12 protein-coding genes are annotated in these 22854 nt (G+C 70.5%); 8 read left to right on the top strand and 4 right to left on the bottom strand.

Translation table 11 applies throughout. From position 1 onward, the window contains the following. The first annotated feature begins 241 nt into the window (after positions 1-241). Both IW245_RS17920 and IW245_RS17915 read left to right on the top strand, forming a co-directional pair. Positions 242-2641, top strand: a complete 2400-nt coding sequence (locus tag IW245_RS17920) for a glycoside hydrolase family 15 protein (RefSeq protein ID WP_197004324.1) — start codon at positions 242-244, stop codon at positions 2639-2641. Between the two features lie 252 nt (positions 2642-2893). Continuing rightward, complete coding sequence (locus IW245_RS17915) at positions 2894-4990, top strand: M4 family metallopeptidase (protein ID WP_233473089.1); 2097 nt, start codon at positions 2894-2896, stop codon at positions 4988-4990. An 85-nt stretch (positions 4991-5075) separates the two neighbouring features. Here IW245_RS17915 and IW245_RS17910 read toward each other — a convergent pair whose 3' ends face one another. The 3 genes from IW245_RS17910 to IW245_RS17900 all read right to left on the bottom strand — a co-directional run bounded on the left by IW245_RS17910 (position 5076) and on the right by IW245_RS17900 (position 9842). Continuing rightward, a complete protein-coding gene (locus tag IW245_RS17910; RefSeq protein WP_197004323.1) occupies positions 5076-6965 on the bottom strand; it encodes a phosphocholine-specific phospholipase C in 1890 nt (629 codons plus the stop codon). A 124-nt stretch (positions 6966-7089) separates the two neighbouring features. Next, a complete protein-coding gene (locus tag IW245_RS17905) occupies positions 7090-8310 on the bottom strand; it encodes an MFS transporter (RefSeq protein WP_197004322.1) in 1221 nt (406 codons plus the stop codon). Further along, positions 8307-9842: an AMP-binding protein gene (locus tag IW245_RS17900; RefSeq protein ID WP_197004321.1), complete on the bottom strand. Its 1536-nt coding sequence runs from the start codon at positions 9840-9842 to the stop codon at positions 8307-8309. The genes IW245_RS17905 and IW245_RS17900 overlap by 4 nt, the downstream gene beginning before the upstream one ends. 329 nt (positions 9843-10171) lie before the next feature. Between IW245_RS17900 and IW245_RS17895 the strand changes: the two genes are divergently transcribed. From IW245_RS17895 to IW245_RS17870, 6 genes are all read left to right on the top strand, one after another. After that, the gene (locus IW245_RS17895) at positions 10172-11458 is read left to right on the top strand and encodes an SGNH/GDSL hydrolase family protein (RefSeq protein ID WP_231398844.1); all 1287 of its coding nucleotides are present in this window, start codon (positions 10172-10174) and stop codon (positions 11456-11458) included. Positions 11459-11585: 127 nt separating this feature from the next. Beyond that, positions 11586-12815, top strand: coding sequence for a cytochrome P450 (locus IW245_RS17890; RefSeq protein ID WP_197004320.1), 1230 nt, complete (start codon positions 11586-11588; stop codon positions 12813-12815). Between the two features lie 148 nt (positions 12816-12963). Next, complete coding sequence (locus tag IW245_RS17885; protein WP_197004319.1) at positions 12964-14499, top strand: helix-turn-helix domain-containing protein; 1536 nt, start codon at positions 12964-12966, stop codon at positions 14497-14499. A 285-nt stretch (positions 14500-14784) separates the two neighbouring features. Beyond that, complete coding sequence (locus IW245_RS17880; RefSeq protein ID WP_197004318.1) at positions 14785-16701, top strand: type 2 lanthipeptide synthetase LanM family protein; 1917 nt, start codon at positions 14785-14787, stop codon at positions 16699-16701. Beyond that, positions 16691-16864: a hypothetical protein gene (locus IW245_RS17875; RefSeq protein ID WP_197004317.1), complete on the top strand. Its 174-nt coding sequence runs from the start codon at positions 16691-16693 to the stop codon at positions 16862-16864. The genes IW245_RS17880 and IW245_RS17875 overlap by 11 nt, the downstream gene beginning before the upstream one ends. Further along, on the top strand, positions 16855-19767 hold the full coding sequence (locus tag IW245_RS17870) for a helix-turn-helix transcriptional regulator (RefSeq protein ID WP_197004316.1): 2913 nt from the start codon (positions 16855-16857) through the stop codon (positions 19765-19767). Before IW245_RS17875 ends, IW245_RS17870 begins: the two co-directional genes overlap by 10 nt. Before the next feature lies 1 nt (position 19768). Here the strand turns inward: IW245_RS17870 and IW245_RS17865 are convergent, their stop codons facing one another. Then, positions 19769-22786 (bottom strand): AfsR/SARP family transcriptional regulator, encoded by a 3018-nt coding sequence (locus tag IW245_RS17865; RefSeq protein WP_197004315.1) that lies wholly within the window; start codon positions 22784-22786, stop codon positions 19769-19771. Positions 22787-22854 lie beyond the last annotated feature (68 nt).

The following is a 22854-nucleotide window of genomic DNA, read 5'->3' as shown; positions in this document are numbered from 1 at the left end:
ACAACATAGGCCCCTGTGACGCCTGACACCAGCCGAACCGAGGAGAACTAACGTTGCTCTGAATAACGATTCGGAAACGGATCCGAAACATCCCATGACCAAGATGGGACATCCCCACCTCCTGAAGGACGTTTCGCGTTTGTTGCCTGCTGGTGAAGTTGGCGCTGTCGAGGGGTAGCCAACGTATCGAAAGTGCAATATGTTCTGCGGCGCAACCATCACCCCCCGGATGGAGAACGCTATGCGAACCCGCACGGCCCTACCTCTGGTCGTCGCGCTCGGCGCGGCGCTGCTGGGCCCCACCCCGGCCTATGCCGCCGTCGCCCCCGGAGCACCCGGCACGGGCTCGGCCTGGACCACCGGCGCGAAGGACGGCCTGGGCACCTCGGCCACGACCGGCTCGAAGGTCTGGTTCACCCTCGGCCAGGGCGTCACCCACGAGATCTACTACCCACAGGTCGACACCGCTAACGTCCAGGACCTGCAGTTCGTGGTCAGTGACGGGGCGACGTTCACCGAGCTGGAGCGCGACGCGACGAACCACACCACCACGCTCACCGACCAGCGGTCCCTCAGCTACGACCAGGTCAACACCGCCAAGAGCGGCAAATACAAGATCATTAAGAGTTACGCCACGGACCCGGCCCGGCAGACGATGCTGCTCCGGACGAGGTTCCAGGTCACCTCGGGCGGCCCGCTCCAGCTCTACGTCCTCTACAACCCGTCCCTGAACAACTCCGGGATGGGCGACACCGGGGCCACCTCCGCCGGCCAGCTCGTCGCCAGCGACGGCCCGGTGTCCAGCGCCCTCGCGGTCTCCACCGGCTTCACGGCCCTGACCAGCGGCTACAGCGGCACGTCCTCGGACGGCTACGTCGACCTGCGCGCCAACCACGTGCTGGACGCCACCTACGACTCCGCCCCCACCCCCGGCAACCTGGTCCAGTTCGGCCAGGTGCCGGTCGGCACGGACACCACCTTCACCCTCGCCCTCGCCTTCGGACCCGACCGGTCCGCCGCGTCCGCCGCCGCCTCGGGTTCCCTGGCCACGGGCTTCCCGGCGGTCGCCACGTCCTACGCCGACGGCTGGCACTCCTACCTGTCGGGGCTGCACCCCGCCCCGGCGAGCGTGACGTCCACGGGGCTGGTGACCCAGTACAACGTGGCGTTGATGACCTTGAAGGCGCACGAGGACAAGACGTATCTCGGCGCGAACGTCGCGTCGCTCACCGTGCCGTGGGGCCAGGCGATCAACGCCGACAACCCGGGCACGGCGGGCTACCACGCGGTCTGGGCCCGCGACCTCTACCAGGTCGCCACCGCCCAACTGGCCGCCGGCGACACCGCCGCCGCGAACCGTTCCCTGGACTACCTGCTCAACGTCCAGCAGCGCGCCGACGGGTCCTTCCCGCAGAACACCCGGCTCGACGGCACCCCGGTCTGGGGCAGCCTGCAGCTCGACGAGGTCGCGTACCCGATCATCCTCGCCTGGCATCTCGGCCGCACCGACGCCTGGCCGAGGCTGAGGAAGTCCGCCGACTTCCTCCGCGCCCGGGGCACCAACAGCCCCCAGGAACGCTGGGAGGAGGAGGCCGGCTACTCCCCGTCGACCATCGCCGCCGAGATCGCGGGCCTGGTCTGCGCTTCCGCCCTCGGCGGGGACGGTTCGTACGCTACGACGGCCGACGCGTGGCGCAACGCCCTGGACTCCCAGACCTTCACCACCACCGGGCACCTCGGCGACGGCCGCTACTACGAGCGGGTCGACGGCGACGGCAACCCGAACGACGGCCAGCCCCTGGAGATCAACTCGGGCGGCGGCACCTGGGACGAGCGCGACGTCATCGACGGCGGCTTCCTCGACCTGGTCAGACTCGGCGTCAAGCGTGCCGACGACCCGACGATCCTCGCGTCCCTCCCGGAACTCGACGCGACCCTGAAGGTCACCACTCCCAACGGCGCCATGTGGTACCGCTACAACCACGACGCGTACGGCGAGAAGTCCGACGGGTCGCCTTATACGGGCAGTGGGGGAATCGGTCGCCTGTGGCCGCTGCTGTCCGGGGAACGCGGCGAGTACGAACTCCTCGCCGGCCGGTCCGCCGCCACCCACCTCGCGACCATGGCCGCCTCCGCCAACAGCGGCTACCTGATCCCGGAACAGGCGTGGGACCGTGCTCCCTTCCCGGTGGGGGAGGGCACCGACTCCGCCGCCCCGCTGGCCTGGTCGATGGCCCAGTTCGTCCGGCTCGCGCTGTCCATCGACGCGGGGAGCCCGGTCGAACGGCCGTCCGTCGTCGCCGCGCGCTACGCCTCGACCTCGCTGACCGTGACCGTGACCGTGCCGGCCGGGACCACCGGGCCCGTCTACCTGGCCGGCAACCTCAGCGTCCTGGGCACCGGGCTGCCGGACTGGGACGCGGCGGGCATGGCGCTGACGGCCGTGGACACGACGCACTGGAAGGTGACGTTGCCGGCCAACGGGGCCGCGCTGAGCTACAAGTTCACCCTGGGGGACTGGGGGCACGTGGAGAAGGGTTCCTCGTGCGCGGAGGTCGGCAACCGGTCGTCGACGCTGACCGGGGCTCCGGTCTCCGCCATCGTCGCCAACTGGCGCAACGTCAGCCCCTGCGGAAACTAGCGGCGTCACCGAACCGGTGGGGAGCCGATACGGCCTTCACCAGGCGCGATGCCCGACAACCCTTGCCGTGACCGAAGAGGCATGGGCGCCTCCCGAAGCGCTGGAAAGGCTTCGGCGCTACCCGGCTCCCGGCAGGTCCGTATGACATGAAGCGCAACGGCGCGCGCCATGTGGTCACCTCTCGCACTGTTCGGAGTCCGGCGTCCACAATCCACGGAAGAGGACGCCGGCTCCGGAACGTAAGGAGCACTCGTGAAGCATTCCCATCGGCTACTGACCGTGGGTGGAGCCATGGCTGTGGCGGTCGCCGCGGCCGGCACCGCCGCCGCCGTCACGGCGCCGGCCCCCTCGCTGGTCACCCCGACCCCCGCCGCGGCGCACGCGTCCGCGTTGCGGTCGACGGCGTCGCTGGTCGCCGGCCGGCCGTCCTACCTGAAGGCCAGCGCGGACGACAGTTTCGTCCAGCGCGACGCGGTCGGCTCGAACGGCACCCAGTACGTGGCGTTCGACCGGACCTACAAGGGTCTCAAGGTCACTGGCGGCGACTTCGTGCTGGCCACCGACGACTTCGGTCAGCTGAAGTTCGCCTCCGTCGCCCAGGAGCACGCGATCGGCGACCTGTCGATCACCCCGCAGGTCGCCCGGGACGCGGCCGAGGCCGTCGCCCGGGGAAAGATCATCTCGCCGGCCGTGGAGGGCACCCAGCTCGTGGTGTACGCGTCGGGCGCGGCTCCCCGGCTGGCCTGGGAGTCCACGGTCAACGGCCGGGACCCCGAGGGCCCGACCCGGCAGACCGTCGACGTCGACGCGGTCACCGGCGCTGTGCTGCACGTTCAGGAGCATGTGGCGCACGGCACCGGTACCGGCGCCTACAGCGGCCCGAACCCGCTGACCCTCAACACCACCCAGTCGGGCAGCAGCTACCTGTTGAAGGACCCGACCATCACCAACCTGCCCTGTCAGAGAGCGGTGTTCAACGTCAACACCACGTTCTCCGGCTCGGATGACATGTGGGGCAACGGCGCGGCCACCAACAAGGAGACCGGCTGCGTGGACGCGCTGTTCGCGGCGCAGACCGAGGCGAAGATGCTGACCCAGTGGCTGGGTCGCAGCGGCATGGACGGCAACGGTGGCGCGTGGCCGATCCGGGTCGGCCTCGACGAGAACAACGCCTTCTACGACGGCACGCAGGTTCAGATCGGGCACAACAACGCCAACGAGTGGATCTCCTCGATCGACGTCGTCGCCCACGAGATGGGCCACGGCATCGACGACCACACCCCGGGCGGCATCTCCGGCAACGGCACCCAGGAGTGGATCGCCGACTCCTTCGGCGCGGCCACCGAGGCCTTCTCCAACCAGCCCGCCCCGTACGACGTTCCGGACTGGACCGTCGGCGAGGAGATCAACCTGGTCGGCAGCGGCCCGATCCGCAACATGTACAACCCGTCGCTGGTGGGCAACCACCCGAACTGCTACTCGTCGTCAGTCCCCAACGGCGAGGTGCACGCCTCCGCCGGCCCCGGCAACCACTGGGACTACCTGGTGGCCATGGGCTCCAACCCGGCTGGCGGCCCGGTCAGCCCGACCTGCAACAGCACCACGATCACAGGCATCGGCGTCCAGAAGTGGATCAAGATCCTGTACAACGCGATGCTGATGAAGACCTCGTCCGCCTCGTACCTGAAGTACCGCACCTGGACGCTGCAGGCCGCCAAGAACCTCTACGGCAACAGCACCTGCACCGAGTTCAACACCGTCAAGGCCGCCTGGAACGCCGTCAGCGTCCCGGCCCAGGTGGACGACCCGACATGCACCGCCGCCCCGTCGCCGACCCCGACGAAGACGTCGAGCCCGAGCCCCAGCCCGAGTCCGACCTCGTCCTCGGGCACCTGCTCGGGCCAGAAGCTCGTCAACCCGGACTTCGAGTCCGGCGTCGCGCCGTGGACCGCCGCCTCCGGTGTCATCTCCAACGACGGCAGCGTCCAGCCCGCGCACGGCGGTCAGTGGAGGGCGTGGCTGGACGGCTACGGCTCCGCGCACACCGACACGCTGTCGCAGTCGGTGTCCATCCCGGCCGGGTGCCACGCGACGCTGAGCCTGTACCTGCACATCGACACGGCCGAGACCACGACCACGGTGGCCTACGACAAGCTGACTATGACCGCGGGCTCCACCACCCTGGCGACGTACTCGAACCTGAACGCCGCCGGCGGTTTCGTGCTCAGGTCCGTCGACGTCTCGTCGCTGGCCGGTTCGACTGTGACCATCACGTTCACCGGTGTCGAGGACGCCGGGCTGTACACGTCGTTCGTCATCGACGACACCGCGCTCGCCCTGAGCTGGTAGCTCAACCGGCCCGGATCACACGGGTGATCCGGGCGTCCGTAGCGCGTTGTGGCCCCGGGGCACCGCCCCGGGGCCACGGCAAGGCTCAGCCTGTGATGCTCGGCGCGCCCGTTTCGATGTGGCCGAGGAAACGTTGGGTCCAGGCGGTGTCCGAGGCGGTCGTCACCGTCAGGTCGTACCAGCCGGTGGTGGCATTCCAGGAGACGCGGGTCGAGCCGCCGGCCGCGACCGGGTAGGTCCACGGCCCGTCCGTCCGGTAGCCGGTCGCCGCGACCGTGAAGGTCACTGCAGACGTGCCGTGGTTGGCCAGGGTCAGCCAGAACAGCCCGGCGGCCGGGTCGACCTCGTCGGTCACCTGGAGCAGCCCGCCCGCGGCGTTGATGTCCCCGGCGAACCGGCGCAGGAACCGGTTCGGGCCGAACACGCCCAGGTCGTACTTCCCGCCGCCGTACGTCTGCACGTTGAAGTAGTCGCTCGTCGAGGCGTGCGCGTCCACGGTGTACTGCCACGGCCCGTCGGTGCGGAACGCCTGCGCGTACACCGCCAGGTGCGCGGCCTCGGCCCCCGCGTTGCCGAGCGCGATCCACACCTTGCCGGCCGCCCGGTCCACGGACAGGGCCGACGTCGGCTGGTACGGCAGCGGCCGGGCCGGCCGGGTCCCCGACGCCTGCACCGGCATCACCTGCGTCTTCGGCGGCCGGACGCTCACCCCGGACCGGCACGCCGGGTCCACCGGCCGGGTCAGCGCCGGATAGGTGCCGACCGTGCCCGTCAGGTCCAGGGTCGACGTCAGGTCGCCGGTCACCTTGCGCCGCCACGCGCTGATGTTCGGCTCGGCCACCCCGGTGACCTTCTCCAGGAACTGCAGCACAGAGGTGTGGTCGGACGTCTCCGAGGAGACGTTTCCGCCCCGGCTGAACGGCGACACCACGATCATCGGCACCCGCACGCCCAGCCCGAACGGCTGGCCGCCGCTGAACTCGCCCGGCGTGCCCGGGGCCGGCACCGGCGGCGGCACGTGATCGTAGAAGCCGTCGTTCTCGTCGTAGGTGAGCAGGAAGACGCTCTTGTTCCACACAGCCGGGTTCGAGGCCAGCGCGTCGAGCAACTGACTGGTCAGCAGCGCCCCGGAGTTCGGCCCCCAGCTCGGGTGCTCGGACTTGTAGTCCGGCGCGACCACCCACGACACCTTCGGCAACGTACCCGCCGTGACGTCGTTCTTGAAGGCCGTCACCAGGTCCGGATACTTCACCATCGCCTTGTCGTGCAGCGCGGTGCCCGGGGCGGCGTCGTGGAACTGCTTGAAGTACGCCAGGCCGTTGTCGTCGTAGTTGTTGGACTCCTGGTACACCTTCCAGCTGACCGACGCCGCCTCCAGCCGCTCGGCGTAGGTCGTCCAGGTGCAGATCGGGTTGCCCTCGCCCATCGAGTTGTCCGTGTACCCGCCGGAGTGCCCCGACCACAGGTACAGCCGGTTCGGGCACGTCGGGCCCATCACCGAACAGTGGTAGGCGTCCATGATGGTGAACGCGTCGGCCAGCTGGTAGTAGAAGCCCAGGTCCTCGGGGCCGTAGTACGCCATCGTCGCCGCGCCCTTCGCGGACACCCACTTGTCCCACTTACCGTTGTCCCACGCGGTGTGCCCGCTGCCCCAGTCGTGCGGCGTACCGTTCATGCACTGGTCGTGCACCCGGAACGGCATCAGGGTCTTGGTCCCGTTCGGCTGCTCGAACACCGACTTCCCGCCGGGCAGCGTGATCCGGCTCCGATCACCGAAACCGCGCACCCCGCGCAGCAGCCCGAAATAGTGGTCGAACGAGCGGTTCTCCTGCATGAAGACGACCACGTGCTCGATGTCGGTCAGCGCGGCCAGCGGCTGGACCGGCGCGGCCATGGCGCGCTGCAGGTTGTCCGGGAAGAAACCGGTCGCGGCGAGCGCGCCGGCGGCGATGGTGAGGAACTGACGACGTTCCACGGGTACCTCCATGGGGATGGGCCGCCAGTGTCGCGGACCGGTGCCCAACAGAGTCAGGAGTCTCGATGAAACACGCGTGAACGCGCCGCTGCTGACGGACCAACAGTGCGAAAGCCACCAACCGCTACGCCGCCGCCGTCTCCCGCTCCGGCACCCCCAACGGGTCCCGTCCCCGCACCCCGAGCAGCGGCACCAGGCTGACCACCAGGAACACCACCCCGAACGACAACACCGTCCCGGTCAGCCCGAACCCGGGCACCGCCCAGCCGGCGAGGATCCCGCCGAGGGGGATACCCGAGAAGCACACGGCCGTGACCAGCCCGAACACCCGGGTCTGCAGGGCGGCGGGCACCCGGCGGTACAGGGCCGCGCCGTACACCGGGTTCACGGCGCACATCGCCACCCCGGACAGCAGGGTCACGCCCATCACCACGGCCAGGTTGTCGCTGAGGCCGAGCACCAGCAGCCGTGGCGCGCCGCCGAGGATGGCGCCGAGCGTGAACGCCAGGTACTGCGGGACCCGGGTCGCCAGCAGCGTGAACACCATGCTGCCGAGCAGCACCCCGCCGGCGAACGCGCCGTCGACCAGGCCGAGCGCCGTGGAGGTGTGCGCGACGTCGCGGACCCACAGGGGCACGAAGACGACGACGGCGGCCTGGGTGAACAGGTTCGACGCGAACAGGATCAGGGTCATCGTGACGAGCATCCGGTCGCCGAGCAGGGTGCGGACCCCGCCGCGCAGCGCGGTCAGGTACGGCTCGCGGGCCTCGGCGGGGCCGGCGTCGGGCGGCCGGACGAACAGCGTGACGAGCAGCGCGCAGCCCGCGAACGTGACGGCGGTCAGCCCGACGACGTGCGCGGCGCTCATCGCGGAGATGAGCACGCCGGCCAGGGGCGCGCCGACGAGCATCGCGACCCGGGTGAGGCTCTCGTAGACCGAGGTCACCCGGATCATCGGCGCGTCGGCGATCTCGGCCATCGGCCGCATCATCACGTGTTTGACCCGGTCGCCGACGCCGCGCAGGCCGCCGGAGACGGCCACCAGGACGAGCAGCACGCCGAAGTGTAGGTGCGGGAGCAGCGCGACGGTCGCCAGGGCCGCGGCGCTGCCCGTCTCGGCGGCGATCGCGGTCCGCCGGGTGCCGAACCGGTCGGCGACCGGGGCGGCGAAGATCCCGGACAGGACGTAGCAGACGATCTCCGCGCCGGCAGCCAGTCCCATCTTGGCCGGGCTGTTCGTCATCACCAGGACCAGCCACGGGATGGCCACGACCGACATCTGGATGCCGAGCGCGGCGACCGTGTCGGCGGCGAGCAGGGCGATCAGCCCGGTACGCCGTCTCACGGGTGCTCGGCCAGGTACCGGGCCCGCAGCGCCTTCTTGTCCACCTTGCCGGTGTTGCCGAGCGGCAGCCGGTCCACGAAGTCCACGGTCCGGGGCACCCAGATCGGGGTGAAGTCCGCCAGGACCCGGGCCTGCAGGTCCTCGACGGTGACCGCCGCGTCGGGGGCGAGGACGACGTAGGCGTGCACGACCTCGCCGAGCTTGTCGTCGCCGACCCCGATGACGGCGGCGGCGCGCACCTCGGGCTGGGCGGCGAGGAAGTCCTCGAGGGGGCGGGAGAACACGTTCCGCGAGCCGCGTCCGGTGACGATCATGTCCTTGACCCGGTCCACCAGGTACAGGTAGCCGTCGTCGTCGAGTTTGCCCAGGTCCCCGGTGCGGACCCAGCCGTCGACCAGGGTCTCGGCGGTGTAGTCGGGCTGGCCCCAGTACCCGGTCATGTTGAGTCTGCTGGCCACCCACACCTCGCCGAGCTCGCCGGTGGGCACCGGCCGGGCTTCCTCGTCGCGGATCTCGATCGTCACGTCGCCGTAGGGCACGCCGCACGAGCCGAGCCGGTCCGGGTGGGCCGGGTCGGGGGTGACGTTCGGCATGGCGCTGATCAGGGTGGACTCGCTCAGGCCGTACACGATCCGGACCACCGGGCCGAGGAGTTCGTGCGCCTGGACGAGGCGGGCCGGCGCGGTCGGGGCGCTGCCGACGTTGAACATCAGCATCTGCCGGAAGTCCGTCTCGGCCAGCTTCGGGTGGTCGAGCAGCTCGTAGAACAGCGGCGGCGACACGAAGGTCGAGTTGATCTGCTCGGCGTGGATGGTGGCGAGGAAGACGTCGGCGTCCCAGTCCTCCTGGACGAACAGCACGCCGCCGTGGAACAGGTTGAAGTACGCGGTCATCGGCCCGCTGACATGCCACGGCGGGGTGACCGACAGGTGCCGCAGCACCGGGTGCCCGGAGTCGCGGAACTCGCCGGCCAGCGCGATGACCTGCTCGAAGAAGCCCTGCCGGTGGTGCACCATCTTCGGCAGTCCGGTCGTGCCGCTGGTCTGGAACACCGACTCCGGCTCGTGCGTCACGCCGGTGAGGTCCAGGGCGGGCGCGTCGGCGGCCCGGGCCGCGAGGATGTCCGGGCCGAGGCCGTCGGGGCCGAGACACAGCACCGGCAGCGGGGCGAGGCTCGCGGCGATCTCCCGGCCGAGCGCGTCCTGGGTGCGGGCGTCGTAGATCAGCACGTCGAGCTGTGCGAGCCGCACGTAGGCGGCGAGCTCGTTGCGGGGCGTGATCAGGGCGATCCACACGGTACGGCAGCCGAGCAGGTGCAGCGCCAGGTGCAGGGGCAGCGCCTCGGGCGGGTTGGACACCAGGACGCCGACCGCCGTGCCGGACCGTACGCCGTTGTCCTGCAGGGACGCGGCGAGTTCGAGCACCTTCGCGTGGACGTCGTCGTAGGTGAGCCGGACGCCGTCGCCGACGAGGGCCTCCCGGTCGCCGTATCCGGCGAGGATGTCCAGGGCGCGATTGACGTAGTTGTCCATCTAAATCCCCTACTTTTCCGTGCCCTCACGGGGGCGAATAGTGTGGCGACTGGGTCCCCGTGACCGGGACCATACAGCTCCACCCGCGTATGGGCCAGTGTGGAAGATCCACTGTGCAACGAACGCGGGAATGACCTTTTCATGGCGCTTTCCCGAATAGGTAGGTCCACAGTGCATTCGGTATATCGATATGCATGAAAGGGCGCGCGAAACCATTCTAAGAGCCGATTGACGCCCTACGGCGAGGGCACTAACTTGTTGTCCCTACCGCCTGGTTATTCACGGGCGGGCGACCCACGTTGGTCATCAATTGGAGGTTCGCTCCCGACATGAACACCCCTCGAAAGTTGCGGGTTCTGCTGGCCGCCACGGCGGTCGCGGTTGTCGCATCCTCTGTGCTCGCCGCGAGCAGCGGTTCGGCGACCGGCGGCATTGAAAAGACACAGGAATGGACCGGCACGTGGGCGGCGGGGTCAACGCCCGGAAGTGTTGCCGGTGGCTCCAGCCAGATCGGTTTCACCAACCAGAGCCTGCGCATGATCGTGCACACCTCGGTCGGTGGTGAGGCACTGCGGATCCGGATCTCGGACCAGTACGGTCTGAACCCGTCCATCACCATCGGTCACGCCACGATCGCGCTGCCGGATCTGACCACCCCTGACCCGTCCGACATCGACCTGACGAGCGTGCACGAGCTGACGTTCAACGGGAAGACGTCGGTGGTGCAGAAGAAGGGCACCGACCTGCTGACGGACCCGGTCACCATGACGATTCCGAACCAGCAGGACCTGGTCGTGACGCTGTTCTTCCCGGTCGCGACCGGGCCGACGACGTTCCACTTCCAGTCGCGGCAGGCGTCCTACTACATGGTCGGCGACCAGACGACCACCGCCGCGATGCCCGGTGCCAGCGTGAGGGAGAACTTCTACTTCCTCGCCGGCATCGACGTGCTGCGGGAGAAGGCCGGCGGTTCGGTCGCCATCCTCGGTGACTCGATCGCCAACGGCACCAACTCCACGATGGGCGGGAACAAGCGGTGGCCGGACGCCCTGGCCACCCGCCTGATCCTCAACCCGCGTAACGGCCGGACCCCGGGCGTGCTCAACATGGGCGTCAGCGGGAACCGGATCACCAAGGACGGGCTCGAGCCCATCAACGGTGGTGGCGGCTTCGCCGAGATCGGCAACAGCGCGCTGTTCCGGCTCGGGCACGACGTCCTGGCGCCGTCCGGCGTCGGTACGGTCGTGGTCGACCTGGGCATCAACGACATCTGGATGAGCAACGAGAGCGCCGATGCGATCATCGACGGTCTGCACCAGATCTCGGTCCAGTCGCGCCAGCGGGCGATCAAGGTCATCGGCTGCACGCTGATGCCGTACGAGACCTCGACGGCCGCCGTGTGGACCCCCGAGCGGGAAGCCACCCGGATCGCGGTCAACGAGTACCTGCGCACGAGCTCCGACTTCGACGGTGTCGTCGACTTCGACAAGGCTCTGCGTGACCCGGCCGCCCCCACGAAGTTGCGCGCGGAGTTCGACAGTGGAGACCACATCCACCCGAACGACGCGGGTTACCAGCTGATGGCGGACACGGTTAACCTGAACATGCTCCGATAAGTACCCGCAATACCCGGGCCCCGGTGCGCCTCTGGTGCACCGGGGCCTTTCCTTTGGTATTCCCGGTCCGTATGTGGCGGACTAGGCTCCACTGTGTTCCTTCGATCATCTGTAAGAGGACCTCACTATGGACGCTGGCATTCTCCTGCGAAAGATCCTCAGCCCGGCGGGGCGCAGGGACCCCTGGCCGCTGTACGCGTCCCTGCACGCCCTCGGCCAGGTCAACTCCCTGCCCCAGATCCCGGGCTCGAAGATGTGCGCCGTCGTCAACGGCTACGAGGCCGTCGGCGAGGTGCTGCGCGATGTCCGGTTCGTCAACCTGGACCGGGGCAACATCGCCGACTCCCGACCGGACTGGGAGGAGCACCCTTTCTACACCACCCTGATGGGCACCATCATGTTCAGCAACGCCGCCGAGCACAGCCGGTTCCGCCGGCTGTTCGGCAAGGTGTTCACCCCCCGCCGGGTGACGGCCATGGAGCCGGCGATCACGGCACTGATCGACGCCCGGCTGGACGGGATGGCGGCGGCCGGGGCCGACGGTGGCGAGATCGACTTCATGACGGAATTCGCCTATCCGGTGCCGGCGGGGGTCGTCGGCCAGCTCCTCGGCATCCCCGAGGCGGACTGGGCCTGGGTGCCGCCGCGCACCGACCTGATCAACGAGGCCCTGAACATGCGGGTCAACAACGCCAAGGTGCTCGAGGCCGCAGACCGCGCCACCCAGGAACTCGTCGACTACTACCTGGAGCTCATCGCCCGGCTGCGCGCGGAGCCCGGTGACGACGTGACGAGCGGCCTGATCCAGGAGATCGACGCCGGCACCCACGTGTCGGACCTGGAGCTGGCCTGCAACCTGGTCGTCACGTACAACGCCGCGTTCTCCACCACGACGCCGATGTTCGCCGCCGCGCTCGTCGAGCTGCTGGAACGCCCCGAGCAGGCGGCGCGGATGCGGGACGTGCCGGAGGCCGCGGGCCCGCTGGTCGAGGAGATCCTGCGGTACCAGACGTCCGTGCACTTCGTCAGCCGCAGCGCCTCGGAGGACCTGACGGTGCACGGGGTCGACATCCCGAAGGGCGGCACGATCCTGGTGATGCTCGGCGCGGCCAACCGGGACCCGAAGCGGTTCGCCGACCCGGACGTCTTCGACCCGGACCGCCCGGAGAACAACCCGATCAGTTTCGGGGTCGGCCCGCACTACTGCCTGGGCGCGGCGCTGTCCCGCAGGGAGGGCGCGCTGGCCATGCCCCGGCTGCTGCGCCGGTTCCCGAAGCTGGCGATCGGGGCGAACCCGCAGCTCAACGACTCGATCCTGCTGCCGAGCTACCTGTCGCTGCCCGTCACCCTGTTCTAACGTCATGTGCCGGGTCGCCTCCGGGTGGCCCGGCCCGGGTGAGCTGTCTGTTTTCTTCCCGTCACTGAGCGAATTACTGTCTCCCGGATCCGTGCCACGCCCCACGTTGGGCCGGTCGCAACGTCATCTGTGAGATAAGGTCGCCGTCATGTCTGACGCCCATGACTACCTGCGCCGCATCGGCGGCCTCATCCGCGCCTCCCGCAAGCACCGGGGATGGACCCAGGCGCAGCTCGCCGAGGCCCTGGGGACCAGCCAGAGCGCCGTCAACCGGATCGAGCACGGCCACCAGAACCTCAGCCTCGACATGCTCAGCCGGATCGGCGACGCCCTCGACAGCGAGATCGTCTCGATCGGCCACACCGGGCCGATGCACCTGAGGATCGTGGGCGGCCAGCAGCTCTCCGGCAGCATCGACGTGCGGTCCAGCAAGAACGCCGGTGTGGCGCTGCTGTGCGCGTCGCTGCTCAACAAGGGCCGCACCACGCTGCGCAAGGTGGCCAGGATCGAGGAGGTCAACCGGATCCTGGAGGTGCTCGGCAGCATCGGTGTGAGGACCCGCTGGCTCAACGACGAGAACGACCTGGAGATCACCCGGCCGGCCACCCTGGACCTGAGCACGATGGACGTCGAGGCGGCCCGGCGGACCCGGAGCATCCTGATGTTCCTCGGCCCGCTGCTGCACGAGCTGGACCGGTTCGAGCTGCCGTACGCCGGGGGCTGCGACCTGGGCACCCGCACGATCGAGCCGACCCTGACCGCGCTGCGGCCGTTCGGGCTCGCCGTGAAGGCGCACGAGGGCTTCTACCACGCCGACGTCGACCGGGAGATCGTGCCGACCCGGGCCATCGTCCTCACCGAGCGCGGCGACACCGTGACCGAGAACGTGCTGATGGCCGCCGCCCGGCACCCGGGCGTCACCGTGATCCGCAACGCCAGCTCCAACTACATGGTCCAGGACCTGTGCTTCTTCCTCGGCGAGCTGGGCGTGCGGGTCGACGGGGTCGGCACCACCACCCTGACTGTGCACGGGGTGGCCGAGCTCGACCGGGCCGTCGACTACGCCCCGTCCGAGGACCCGATCGAGGCCATGAGCCTGATCGCCGCCGCGATCGTGACGTCCTCGGAGATCACGGTGTGCCGGGCGCCGATCGAGTTCCTCGAGATCGAGCTGGCGACCCTGGAGGAGATGGGGCTCGACTACACCCGCAGCGAGGAGTACCCGGCGGCCAACGGGCACACCCGGCTCGTCGACCTGACCGTGCGGCCGTCCACACTGCGCGCGCCCCTGGACAAGATCCACCCGATGCCGTTCCCCGGGCTCAACATCGACAACCTGCCGTTCTTCGCCGTGATCGCCGCCGTGGCCTCCGGCGCGACCCTGGTGCACGACTGGGTCTACGAGAACCGGGCCATCTACCTCACCGAACTCACCAAGCTCGGCGCGCACGTCAAACTTCTCGACCCGCACCGGGTCTACGTCGAGGGCCCCACCCACTGGTCGGCCGCCGAGGTGATCTGCCCGCCGGCCCTGCGCCCGGCCGTGGTGATCCTGCTGGCGATGCTCGCCGCGAAGGGGACGTCCGTCCTGCGCAACATCTACGTCATCGACCGGGGCTACGAACAGCTCGCCCAGCGGCTGAATCTGCTGGGGGCGCGAATTGAGACATTCCGCGACTTGTAGAAAAGTACCCATAAAAGGGTTTTAGTGGGGGTGCGACCCGGTCCCAGGAGCCGCACCCCCACTGGGGCGTCGGAATGGCACCGTGTTGGGGCGGATCCATTCCGAGCAGCCATGTGAGTGGCTTGGGATGAGTCAATCCCACAGGTCAGCGCCCCGCAACGCGTGCGGGTGAATATGGGGGGACGGCGCGGGAATCTGGGGGCGGGGGGTCCTGCCAAAAAGGATCTTTCATCCGGGCGGTGCGAGATATGGCGCAGAACGGCTCCCCGCCCGCAGAATGTTGATGTGACTCCATGGGTGAGCGGCCTCAGTCTGGCCGAACGGCTGACCCTGGCCGATCAACCCACCTCCAGCACCCCCGTTCCCGACCGGGCGGCCCGCCGGCTGGACCGGTGGCGCGCCGCGCACGACCTCGCCGCCACCGGGCAGTGGGGGCGGCGGCTGGCCGCGGTCGGGCTGGACGAGGCCGGGGTGCTCGCGCTGCTGGCCGAGGCGCCGGCGGAGCTCGCGGCCAGGGCGTCGCGCCCCCGGTGGGCGGTGGAGGTCGAGGCACTGCTGGAGACCGCGCCACCGGCCACCGCCTCCGCTGACACCGGCTCGACGGCCTCCGGCGCGGACCCGGACGACGACGCCCGCGGCGGATGGCAGGCCGGGTTCGCCGCGATCCTCGACCCGTTCGTCGCCACCGCGCGCGAGCGCTGCCTGGCCCGGATCCCGGAGTCCCCGGCCTGGGACAGGTCCCTGCTGGTGGCCGGGTTCACCGCGTCGCTGTCGGTGACCCTGACCCGGATCGCCTGCCGCACCCTGGTCCTGGAACTCAACGTCGCCCGGGTCACCGACCGGCTCGACGGCACGACCCCGCAGGAGCGGTTCGCCAGTTTCGTCCGGCAGGCCAGCCGGCGCGCGGCGCTTACCGCGATCCTGCACGAGTACCCGGTGCTCGCCCGGCTGCTCGTCCAGGCGACGGACAACGCCGTCGACGCGTTCGTCGAGCTGGTCGACCGGTGGCGCGCCGATCGGCCCGCCGTGGTCGCCGGCCTGTTCGGGGGAGTCGACCCCGGCCCGTGCGTGGCCGTCGACACCGGTGCCGGCGACGCGCACCGGGGTGGCCGGTCCGTGGCCGTCCTCCGGTTCGCCGACGGCCGCAAGCTGGTCTACAAGCCACGGTCCCTCGCGGTGCACGCGCGCTTCCACGGTCTCGTGCGCTGGCTCAACACCAAGACCGATCCGACGGGTACCGGTGAGCCGGCCCCTCCAGCGGCGGCCGACCCCGGTCGCCTCGACCTGCTGACCCCCGACATCCTCGACCGGGGCACCCACGGCTGGGCGGCCTTCGTGGAACACCGCTCCCTGCCGGGCGCGCCCGGCCCCTACTACCGCCGGCTCGGCGCGCTCCTGGCCCTCGTGTACGCCCTCGACGGGGTCGACTTCCACATGGAGAACCTGATCGCCTGCGGGGACCAGCCCGTGCTCGTCGACCTGGAGACCCTGTTCCACCCGCCGCACCGGACCGGCTCCGTCAGCGAGACCGGGCTGCTGCCCCTGGCCGGCCTCGACCTGAGCGGGCTCGGCGGCGCGGAGGGCACCCCCTACCCGACGGAGTCCGCCGTGCTCGCCGAGCCGGGCACCGACGGGATGCGGATCGACCGGCGGACCCTGCGCACCCGGGGGGCGCGGAACCGGCCGCTCGCCGGCGGCGTACCCGTCGACGCCCGGGCTTTTTCCGCCGACCTGCTCGCCGGCTTCCGCCTCGGCTACACCACGCTGGTCGCCTCGCGGGACGAGTTCCTGGCCCGGCTCGCCGACTTCGCCGACGACGAGATCCGGGTCGTGATCCGCCCGACCCAGACCTACGCCATGCTCCTGGACGAGTCGACCCACCCCGACGTCCTGCGCGACGCCCTCGACCGGGACCGGATCCTCGACCACCTGTGGGCCCGCTCGACCGGCGACCCCCTCCGCGAGGGCCTGATCCACCACGAGCTGCGGGAGCTGTGGGCCGGCGACGTGCCGGTGTTCACCAGCCGGCCCGGCAGCCGCGACCTGTTCACCGGCGTCGGGGCGAGGGTTCGCGACGTCTATCCCGTGCCGCATCTGGCGCGGGTGTCCCAGAAGATAGCGGCCATGGGCCCCGACGACCTTCTCGCCCAGGAGAAACTGATCGGGGACGCCATGGCGGAAGGAGAAAACCATGAGCGTTGAGGAAATGGTGTGGGGCTGGAAGAACCCGGAGTACCGGGAGGGGGGACATCCGGCGGGGGAGATCGTGATGGATCCCTGGCTCGGCGGTGACGGGACGATCGTCATGCTCACGACGACCACCAAGGGCGAGCCGAACGGAGCCTTTGGGACAGAATGCGGTTGATCTCATCGGCGCTCCTCGGCCGGGACGCCGAACTCACCCGCCTCACCGACGCGTTGCGCGTGGCCTTGAACGGCACGGGCCAGACCGCGCTGCTCGTCGGTGAGGCGGGTATCGGCAAGTCCCGACTGGCCCTGGAACTGCAACGCATCGCCGAGGCGGAAGGGGTGCTGGTGTGCCATGGGCGCACCAGCACCACCGCGTCCTCGGTGCCGTTTCGCCCATTGGCGGAGGCGGTGCTGACCCTCGTCAGGGTCGTCGGACTCACCGACCACCCCGAGCTGGCCCCGTACCGACCGGCTCTTGGCCGGCTCATCCCGGAATGGCGGGAGCGGGACGACGCACGGCGGGGCGAGTCGGTGCTGGTCCTCGCCGAGTCGATCCTGCGACTGCTGGCCGTCGCCAGCAGGGACAACGGCTGCCTGATCGTTCTGGAGGACCTGCACGACGCGGACCCCGAGACGTTGGCGGTGGTGGAGTACCTCATCGACAACCTTGGCCAGCATCCGGTCCTCCTGGTGGCCACGAGCCGTCCAGAGGTCGGTGCGGCCCGTGAACTCGCGGAGTCCGCGCTGCGCCGCCGGATGGCGCAGGTGATGGAACTGGGACCGCTGGACGATGACGCCGTCAACCAGTTGATCGCGCACTGCCTGGAGTCCGCCCAGGAGACGGTGCCGCCGATCGTCACGGCGCAAGTGCGCCGGGACGGCGACGGCAACCCGTTCGTCGTCGAGGAGTTGCTCGCCGGCCTGGTCGGCGCCGGGCACCTCGTGCGACGTTCGCGGGTGTGGACCGTGGACGGCTCAGTGACCACGAAGGTGCCCACCACTGTTGTCGTCAGCGTCACGGAGCGGGCGGAACGGCTCGGCGAGGCTGGTCACGCGCTGCTGCGCGGTGCCGCCACCCTTGGCCGCCGGTTCTCGGTCGAGGTCGTGCAGCGGGCCACCGGCGTGGACGTCGGGTTGCTGCGGCAGGTGCTGAGCACAGCCGTGCGCACCCAGCTGATCGTGCCCGACGAACAGGGCCCGGAGTGGTACGCCTTCCGGCACGCCCTCACAGCCGACGCACTGCTCGCCCCGCTGCTACCCTCCGAGCGTGCCGCCCTCGCCGGCGAGTTGGCCGTCGCGATTGAGGCATTGTTCCCCACGCTCGACGGCGACTGGTGCCAGCATCTCGCCCAGCTCAAACTGGCCACGGGGGACGAGCCCGCCGCCGCCAGCCTCTTCACCGAGGCCGGCCGCCGTGCGCTCGCCGACGGCGCGCCGACCAGCGCGGTCACACTACTGGAGAAGGCCCGCACCCTGTCCTTCGGCTGGTTCAGCCCCGCATTGCGGGCCGAGACCCTGGAGCCCCTGCTGTCGGCGCTCACGGAATCCGGCCAGACCGAGCGTGCCCTGGAGATGGAGAAGGATCTCGAAGCGCTGGCCGGGCACCTCGACGGCGCGCGGCTCGCGGCCCTGCACACCCGGATGGCCGAAGCCGCTGCCGTCGCGGGCCGGTGGCGCGACGGCCTGGCCCAGGTCGCGATCGCCCGACGGCTGCTCGGCCCCGACGCTCCCCCCGGCCGCAGCGCGCCTATCGACGTGATCGAGGCCAGGATCCTGCAGGACGTGCCCGACGACCCTCGGGTGGGGGAGGCTGAGGGTCTGGCGCGGCGTGCGCTGGAGGACGCCCTCCGCTTCCCCCTTCCCGAGGTGGGCTGCCAAGCGTTGGAAGTGCTCGGCATCGCCGCCAGACGGCGGAGCATGGCCGAGTCCGAGTCCCTGTTCCAGCGGATGTTGGACCTCGCCGACGAGCACAAGCTTTCGGTGTGGCGGGTGACCGCCCTGAGCTATCTGGGTGGGAACGACCTGCTCGCTGACGGCGTCGCGGGCAGATTGCACCAGGCCCGCGAGGAGTCCGCCCGCATCGGGGCGTTGCCGACCCTGTGCACCGTGAACGGCCTGCTGTCCTGGCTGGCCGTTCACCACGGCGACTACGCCGGCTCCCAGGCCATTGTGGAGCCTTGCGCGGAACTGGCTGGCCGGCTGCGTCTACGCCAGGTCAACCGCTATCTGTCCCTCGTCAGCGCCGTCTCGGCCGCGCACCAGGGTCGACGCCGAGACATGGAGACTCACCTCGAGGCACTCGTCAGTGCCGGTGGTGAGGACACCCATTACCTTCCCGTCGCCTGGGGGCTGGCCGAGGGATTCTACGAGCTCATCGAGGAGAACCGGGCCGGGTGCAGATCGAAGATCGACCAGGCGCGGGAGAGGGAGCGACGGTTCCCCTCGGCGTACACCCTGTCGGGCAGTTTCGGATTGGGGCTGCTCCTCGAGGTGCTGGACCGAGACGCCGGCTGGGCGGAGCATGACGCCATCGCCGGCTCCATGCCCGGCCTCGTCCGGTGGAACCTGCAGTTCGTCGTTGCCGCTCGTGCGGTGCTGCACGCCCGGGACGGAGACAGCATCGCTGCGGAGCTGGCGGTCGCCGAGTGTCATGACGTCGGAGAGCCGTTCCCGCTGGGCCGGGCGATCGTGCTCCGGCTGCTGGCGGAAGAGGCCCTGGACGGTGGCTGGGGCAATCCGGTCGCGTGGGCTCGGACCGCTGGGGAGTACTTCCACCGTGCCGGGCTCGGCACCACCGGCGCCGCCTGCCGGAGCATCTTGCGTCGGGCCGGTGCGTCTGTGCCCCAGCAGCGCCAGGGGTGGGAAGGGGTGCCGGCGCCGTTGCGGGAGAGCGGGGTGACGGTGCGCGAGTTCGAGGTGCTGGTGCTGCTGGCCGAGCGGATCGGCAACGTGGAGATCGGCCAGAGGTTGTTCATCTCGGCGCGGACGGTGGAGAAGCACGTGGCGAGCCTGCTCGCGAAGCTGGGGCACGCGGACCGGCTGTCGCTGTGCGACTACGCGGCGGGGCTGGTGTTCTAGGTCAGGACGGGACCGGGGCGCCGATCCGGGTGTAGATCGCGTGCGCCCGGCGCACCAGGTCGCTGTCGCCGGTCACGGTGCCCAGCACCAGGAGGCTGCGGGCCTCGCCGAGCTGGTGCCCGGTGGACTCGTTGACGGCGAGGGCCTGTCGGGCCTCTGTCGCGGCGTCGTCGCGGTGGCCGGCCGCCAGCCGGATCTCGGCGAGGGTCGCCCTGGCCCGGCCCTCGCCGACGAGGTTGGCGCTGCCGTGCGCGACGTCCACGGCTCGGCGGGCCTGTTCGATGGCCTGCCCGTGCCGGCCGGTCCGGCTGCTCAGCAGCGCCAGCCCGCACAGGGACTCGCTCTCGGCCTCGGGGTTGGCCTGGTCCTCGCACAGTCGCAGTGCGTCGGTGTAGGCCCCGTGCGCCTCGTCGGGGCGGCCGAGCCCGGCCAGTGCCGAGCCCAGGGTGTTGAACGCGCTGGGCTTGATGAACGGCTGCTCGAATCGTTCGGCGGCGTCCAGGGCGGCTCGGGCGTGTTCGATCCCCTCCTGGTGCCGGCCGCACTCCGTGTGCACGTTGGCGATCGCCTCGAGGGCGTAGGGCGCCCAGGGGGGTGCGACCTCCCAGGCGAGGGCCAGCGCCTCCGCGCTGAAGGTCAGCGAGTCCTGGAAGTCGGAGGTGTGGCGGTACACGTCGCCCAGCACGCCGGCCACGAACATCGTCTTGGCGCCGCCGACCCCGTCCTGCTCGTAGCGCTTCGCCGCGCTCCGGTAGCAGTCGGCGGCCGCCGCCAGGTGACCGGTGAGGCGCAGGCTCCGGCCGAGGTTGAGGAGGAGCCGCGGCTCGTCCGGCCGCCCCGCCACGTTGTCCAGCCAGAACAGCGCCTGTCGGCTGTGGTGCACGGCCTCCGCGAACTTCCCCGTGATCCGGTACGCGGCCGCGACCAGATCGTGCGCGAGAACGCGGACCCGGGGATCACTCGCGTCCGTGGTCGCCGACAGCAGGGCGAGTCCCGTCGCGAGGAACTCGGCGGACCACCGGCGCAGGTGCAGGTGCCCGCCCAGGGCTTCGAGGACGCGCAGCGCCGTCACCTCGACGCCGTGGGCGCAGCAGTGGTGCACGACCGACACGAGGGCGGCCCGTTCGGAGTCCAGCCACCGCAGGGCCGCCGTCCGGTCCTCGAAGGATCCCGGACTGACCGACGGGGGCGCCGGTGGATGCGCCATGATCTCCTGGGTCGGCAGCATGTCGGCGACCGTGTCCGCGGCCAGGGCGGTGTGCAGGTACCAGTCCGTCAGCCGGGTGACCGAGGCTTCGCTCTCCGGGTCGGAGGCGCCGTGCCCGGCCGCGTACTCGCGCAGCAGGTCGTGGAACGCGTACCGCCCCGCCGGATGCGCCTCCACCAGGTGGCCCGCCACGAGCCGGTCGAGCAACCGCCGGGCCCGCCCCGCCGGCATCCCGGTGAGCGCCCCCGCGGCCTCCGCCGTGAAGTCCGCGCCCGGCACCAGCCCGAGTAGCCGGAACATCCGGGCCGTGTCGGGGTCGAGGGCGGCGTAGGACAGGTCGAAGGTGGCGCGGACACACGTGTCGACGTCGTCCTGGAGGGCCAGGGCGTTCAACCGGTCGGCGCGGAGCCGGGCGACGTGCCCGGCAAGTGGCAGGTGCGGAACCTCCGTGACCTGGTACGCGATGATCCGGATCGCCAGCGGCAGGTGGCCGCAGAGCGCGACCAGTTCGGCGGCGGCCCAGGGCTCGGCGGTCACCCGCTGGGCGCCGACGCAGCCGCTCAGCAGGGCGAGCGACTCCTCGGGGGTGAACGCCGGCAGGTGCAGCCGTCGCGCGCCGTCGCGGGCGGTGAGCCCGACGAGCCGGTCCCGGCTGGTGACCAGGGCCATCGAGCCGGGACTGGCCGGCAGGAGTGGCCGTACCTGGTCGGGGTGGTGGGCGTTGTCGAGGACCACGAGGATCCGTCGGTCGGCGAGCAGGCTGCGGTAGCGCGCGGCGGCCTCGTCGATCTCGGTGGGGATGTCCTCGGGGGGACAACCCAGGGCGCGGAGGAACCTGCCGAGCGCCTCCATCGGCCCGACCGGGGTGGTCGCGGAGTGGCCGTGCAGGTTGACGTAGAGCTGCCCGTCGGGGAACTGGTCGCGGACCCGGTGCGCCCAGTGCAGAGCCAGCGCGGTCTTGCCGACCCCGCCGGTCCCCGCGATCGTGCTGATCACCACGGTGCCGCGCAGGGTGAGGAACCCGTCGAGTGCGGCGAGCGGTTCCGTACGGCCGGTGAAGTCGAAGATGCCCGGCGGCAGCTGGGCCGGGGCGGGGACGGCGGGGGTGTGCAGCACCGTCTCGTAGGCTCGGCGCAGCTCGGGGCCGGGATCGAGTCCGAGCTGGTCGGCGAGCGCGGACCTTGCCCGCTCGAACGCCGCGAGTGCCTCGTCGCGCCGCCCCGCGCGGTGCAGGGCGAGAACCTGCAGGCTCGCGAGCCGCTCCCGGACGGGGTGCGCGGCGACGAGTTCGGCCAGCTCGGCGAGGGGGTGCCCGCCCCGGCGGACGGTGGTCTCGACCGCGGACTCCCGGGTGGACATCCACAGTTCGTCGAGCCAGGGACACAGTGCCCGGCGGAGTCGTTCCGTGCCGTCGTCGCCGAGGAGTGGACCCTGGTAGAGCGCGCCGGCCTCGGCGAGCAGGGCGGGGAGGTCCCGCGGTCCGGTCCGGATCCGGTCGCACAGGTCCCGGAACCTGTGCAGGTCCACCTGTTCCGGGTCGACGTTCAGGGTGTACCCGGACGCGGCCCGGTTCAGCTGGACCCCGGCGTCGGCCAGGCTTCGCCGGAGCCGGGAGACGTGCACCTGGAGTGCGGCGCGCGCCTCGAGGGGTGCCTCGTCCCCCCACAGCAGGTCGATGAACTGTTCCACGCCGACCGGGTGCGGCAGCCGGGTGAGCAGGATCCCCAGCAGGCGACGTTCCCGGCGCTGTCCGATGTAGACCGATTGCCCCGCTGCGGTCGCCTCGACGGTACCCAGCAGGCGGAACTCCACCGGCCCACCCTACCGAAGATCAAGACCATTCATCTGTTACGGAGGTGCCTGCCCCGGTTTCCGGCGGT

This window comes from Longispora fulva, from assembly GCF_015751905.1.
Taxonomy (GTDB): Bacteria; Actinomycetota; Actinomycetes; order Mycobacteriales; family Micromonosporaceae; genus Longispora; species Longispora fulva.
Note: the sequence above shows the minus strand (reverse complement) of the source record. Positions and strands in the feature narration are given on the sequence as shown.

Bases quoted from the DNA above. Each gene is read 5' to 3' on its own strand.
- IW245_RS17900 (WP_197004321.1), bottom strand. From the start codon at position 9,842: ATGGACAACTACGTCAATCGCGCCCTGGACATCCTCGCCGGATACGGC.
- IW245_RS17885 (WP_197004319.1), top strand. From the start codon at position 12,964: ATGTCTGACGCCCATGACTACCTGCGCCGCATCGGCGGCCTCATCCGC.
- IW245_RS17920 (WP_197004324.1), top strand. From the start codon at position 242: ATGCGAACCCGCACGGCCCTACCTCTGGTCGTCGCGCTCGGCGCGGCG.
- IW245_RS17875 (WP_197004317.1), top strand. From the start codon at position 16,691: ATGAGCGTTGAGGAAATGGTGTGGGGCTGGAAGAACCCGGAGTACCGG.
- IW245_RS17870 (WP_197004316.1), top strand. From the start codon at position 16,855: ATGCGGTTGATCTCATCGGCGCTCCTCGGCCGGGACGCCGAACTCACC.
- IW245_RS17895 (WP_231398844.1), top strand. From the start codon at position 10,172: ATGAACACCCCTCGAAAGTTGCGGGTTCTGCTGGCCGCCACGGCGGTC.
- IW245_RS17890 (WP_197004320.1), top strand. From the start codon at position 11,586: ATGGACGCTGGCATTCTCCTGCGAAAGATCCTCAGCCCGGCGGGGCGC.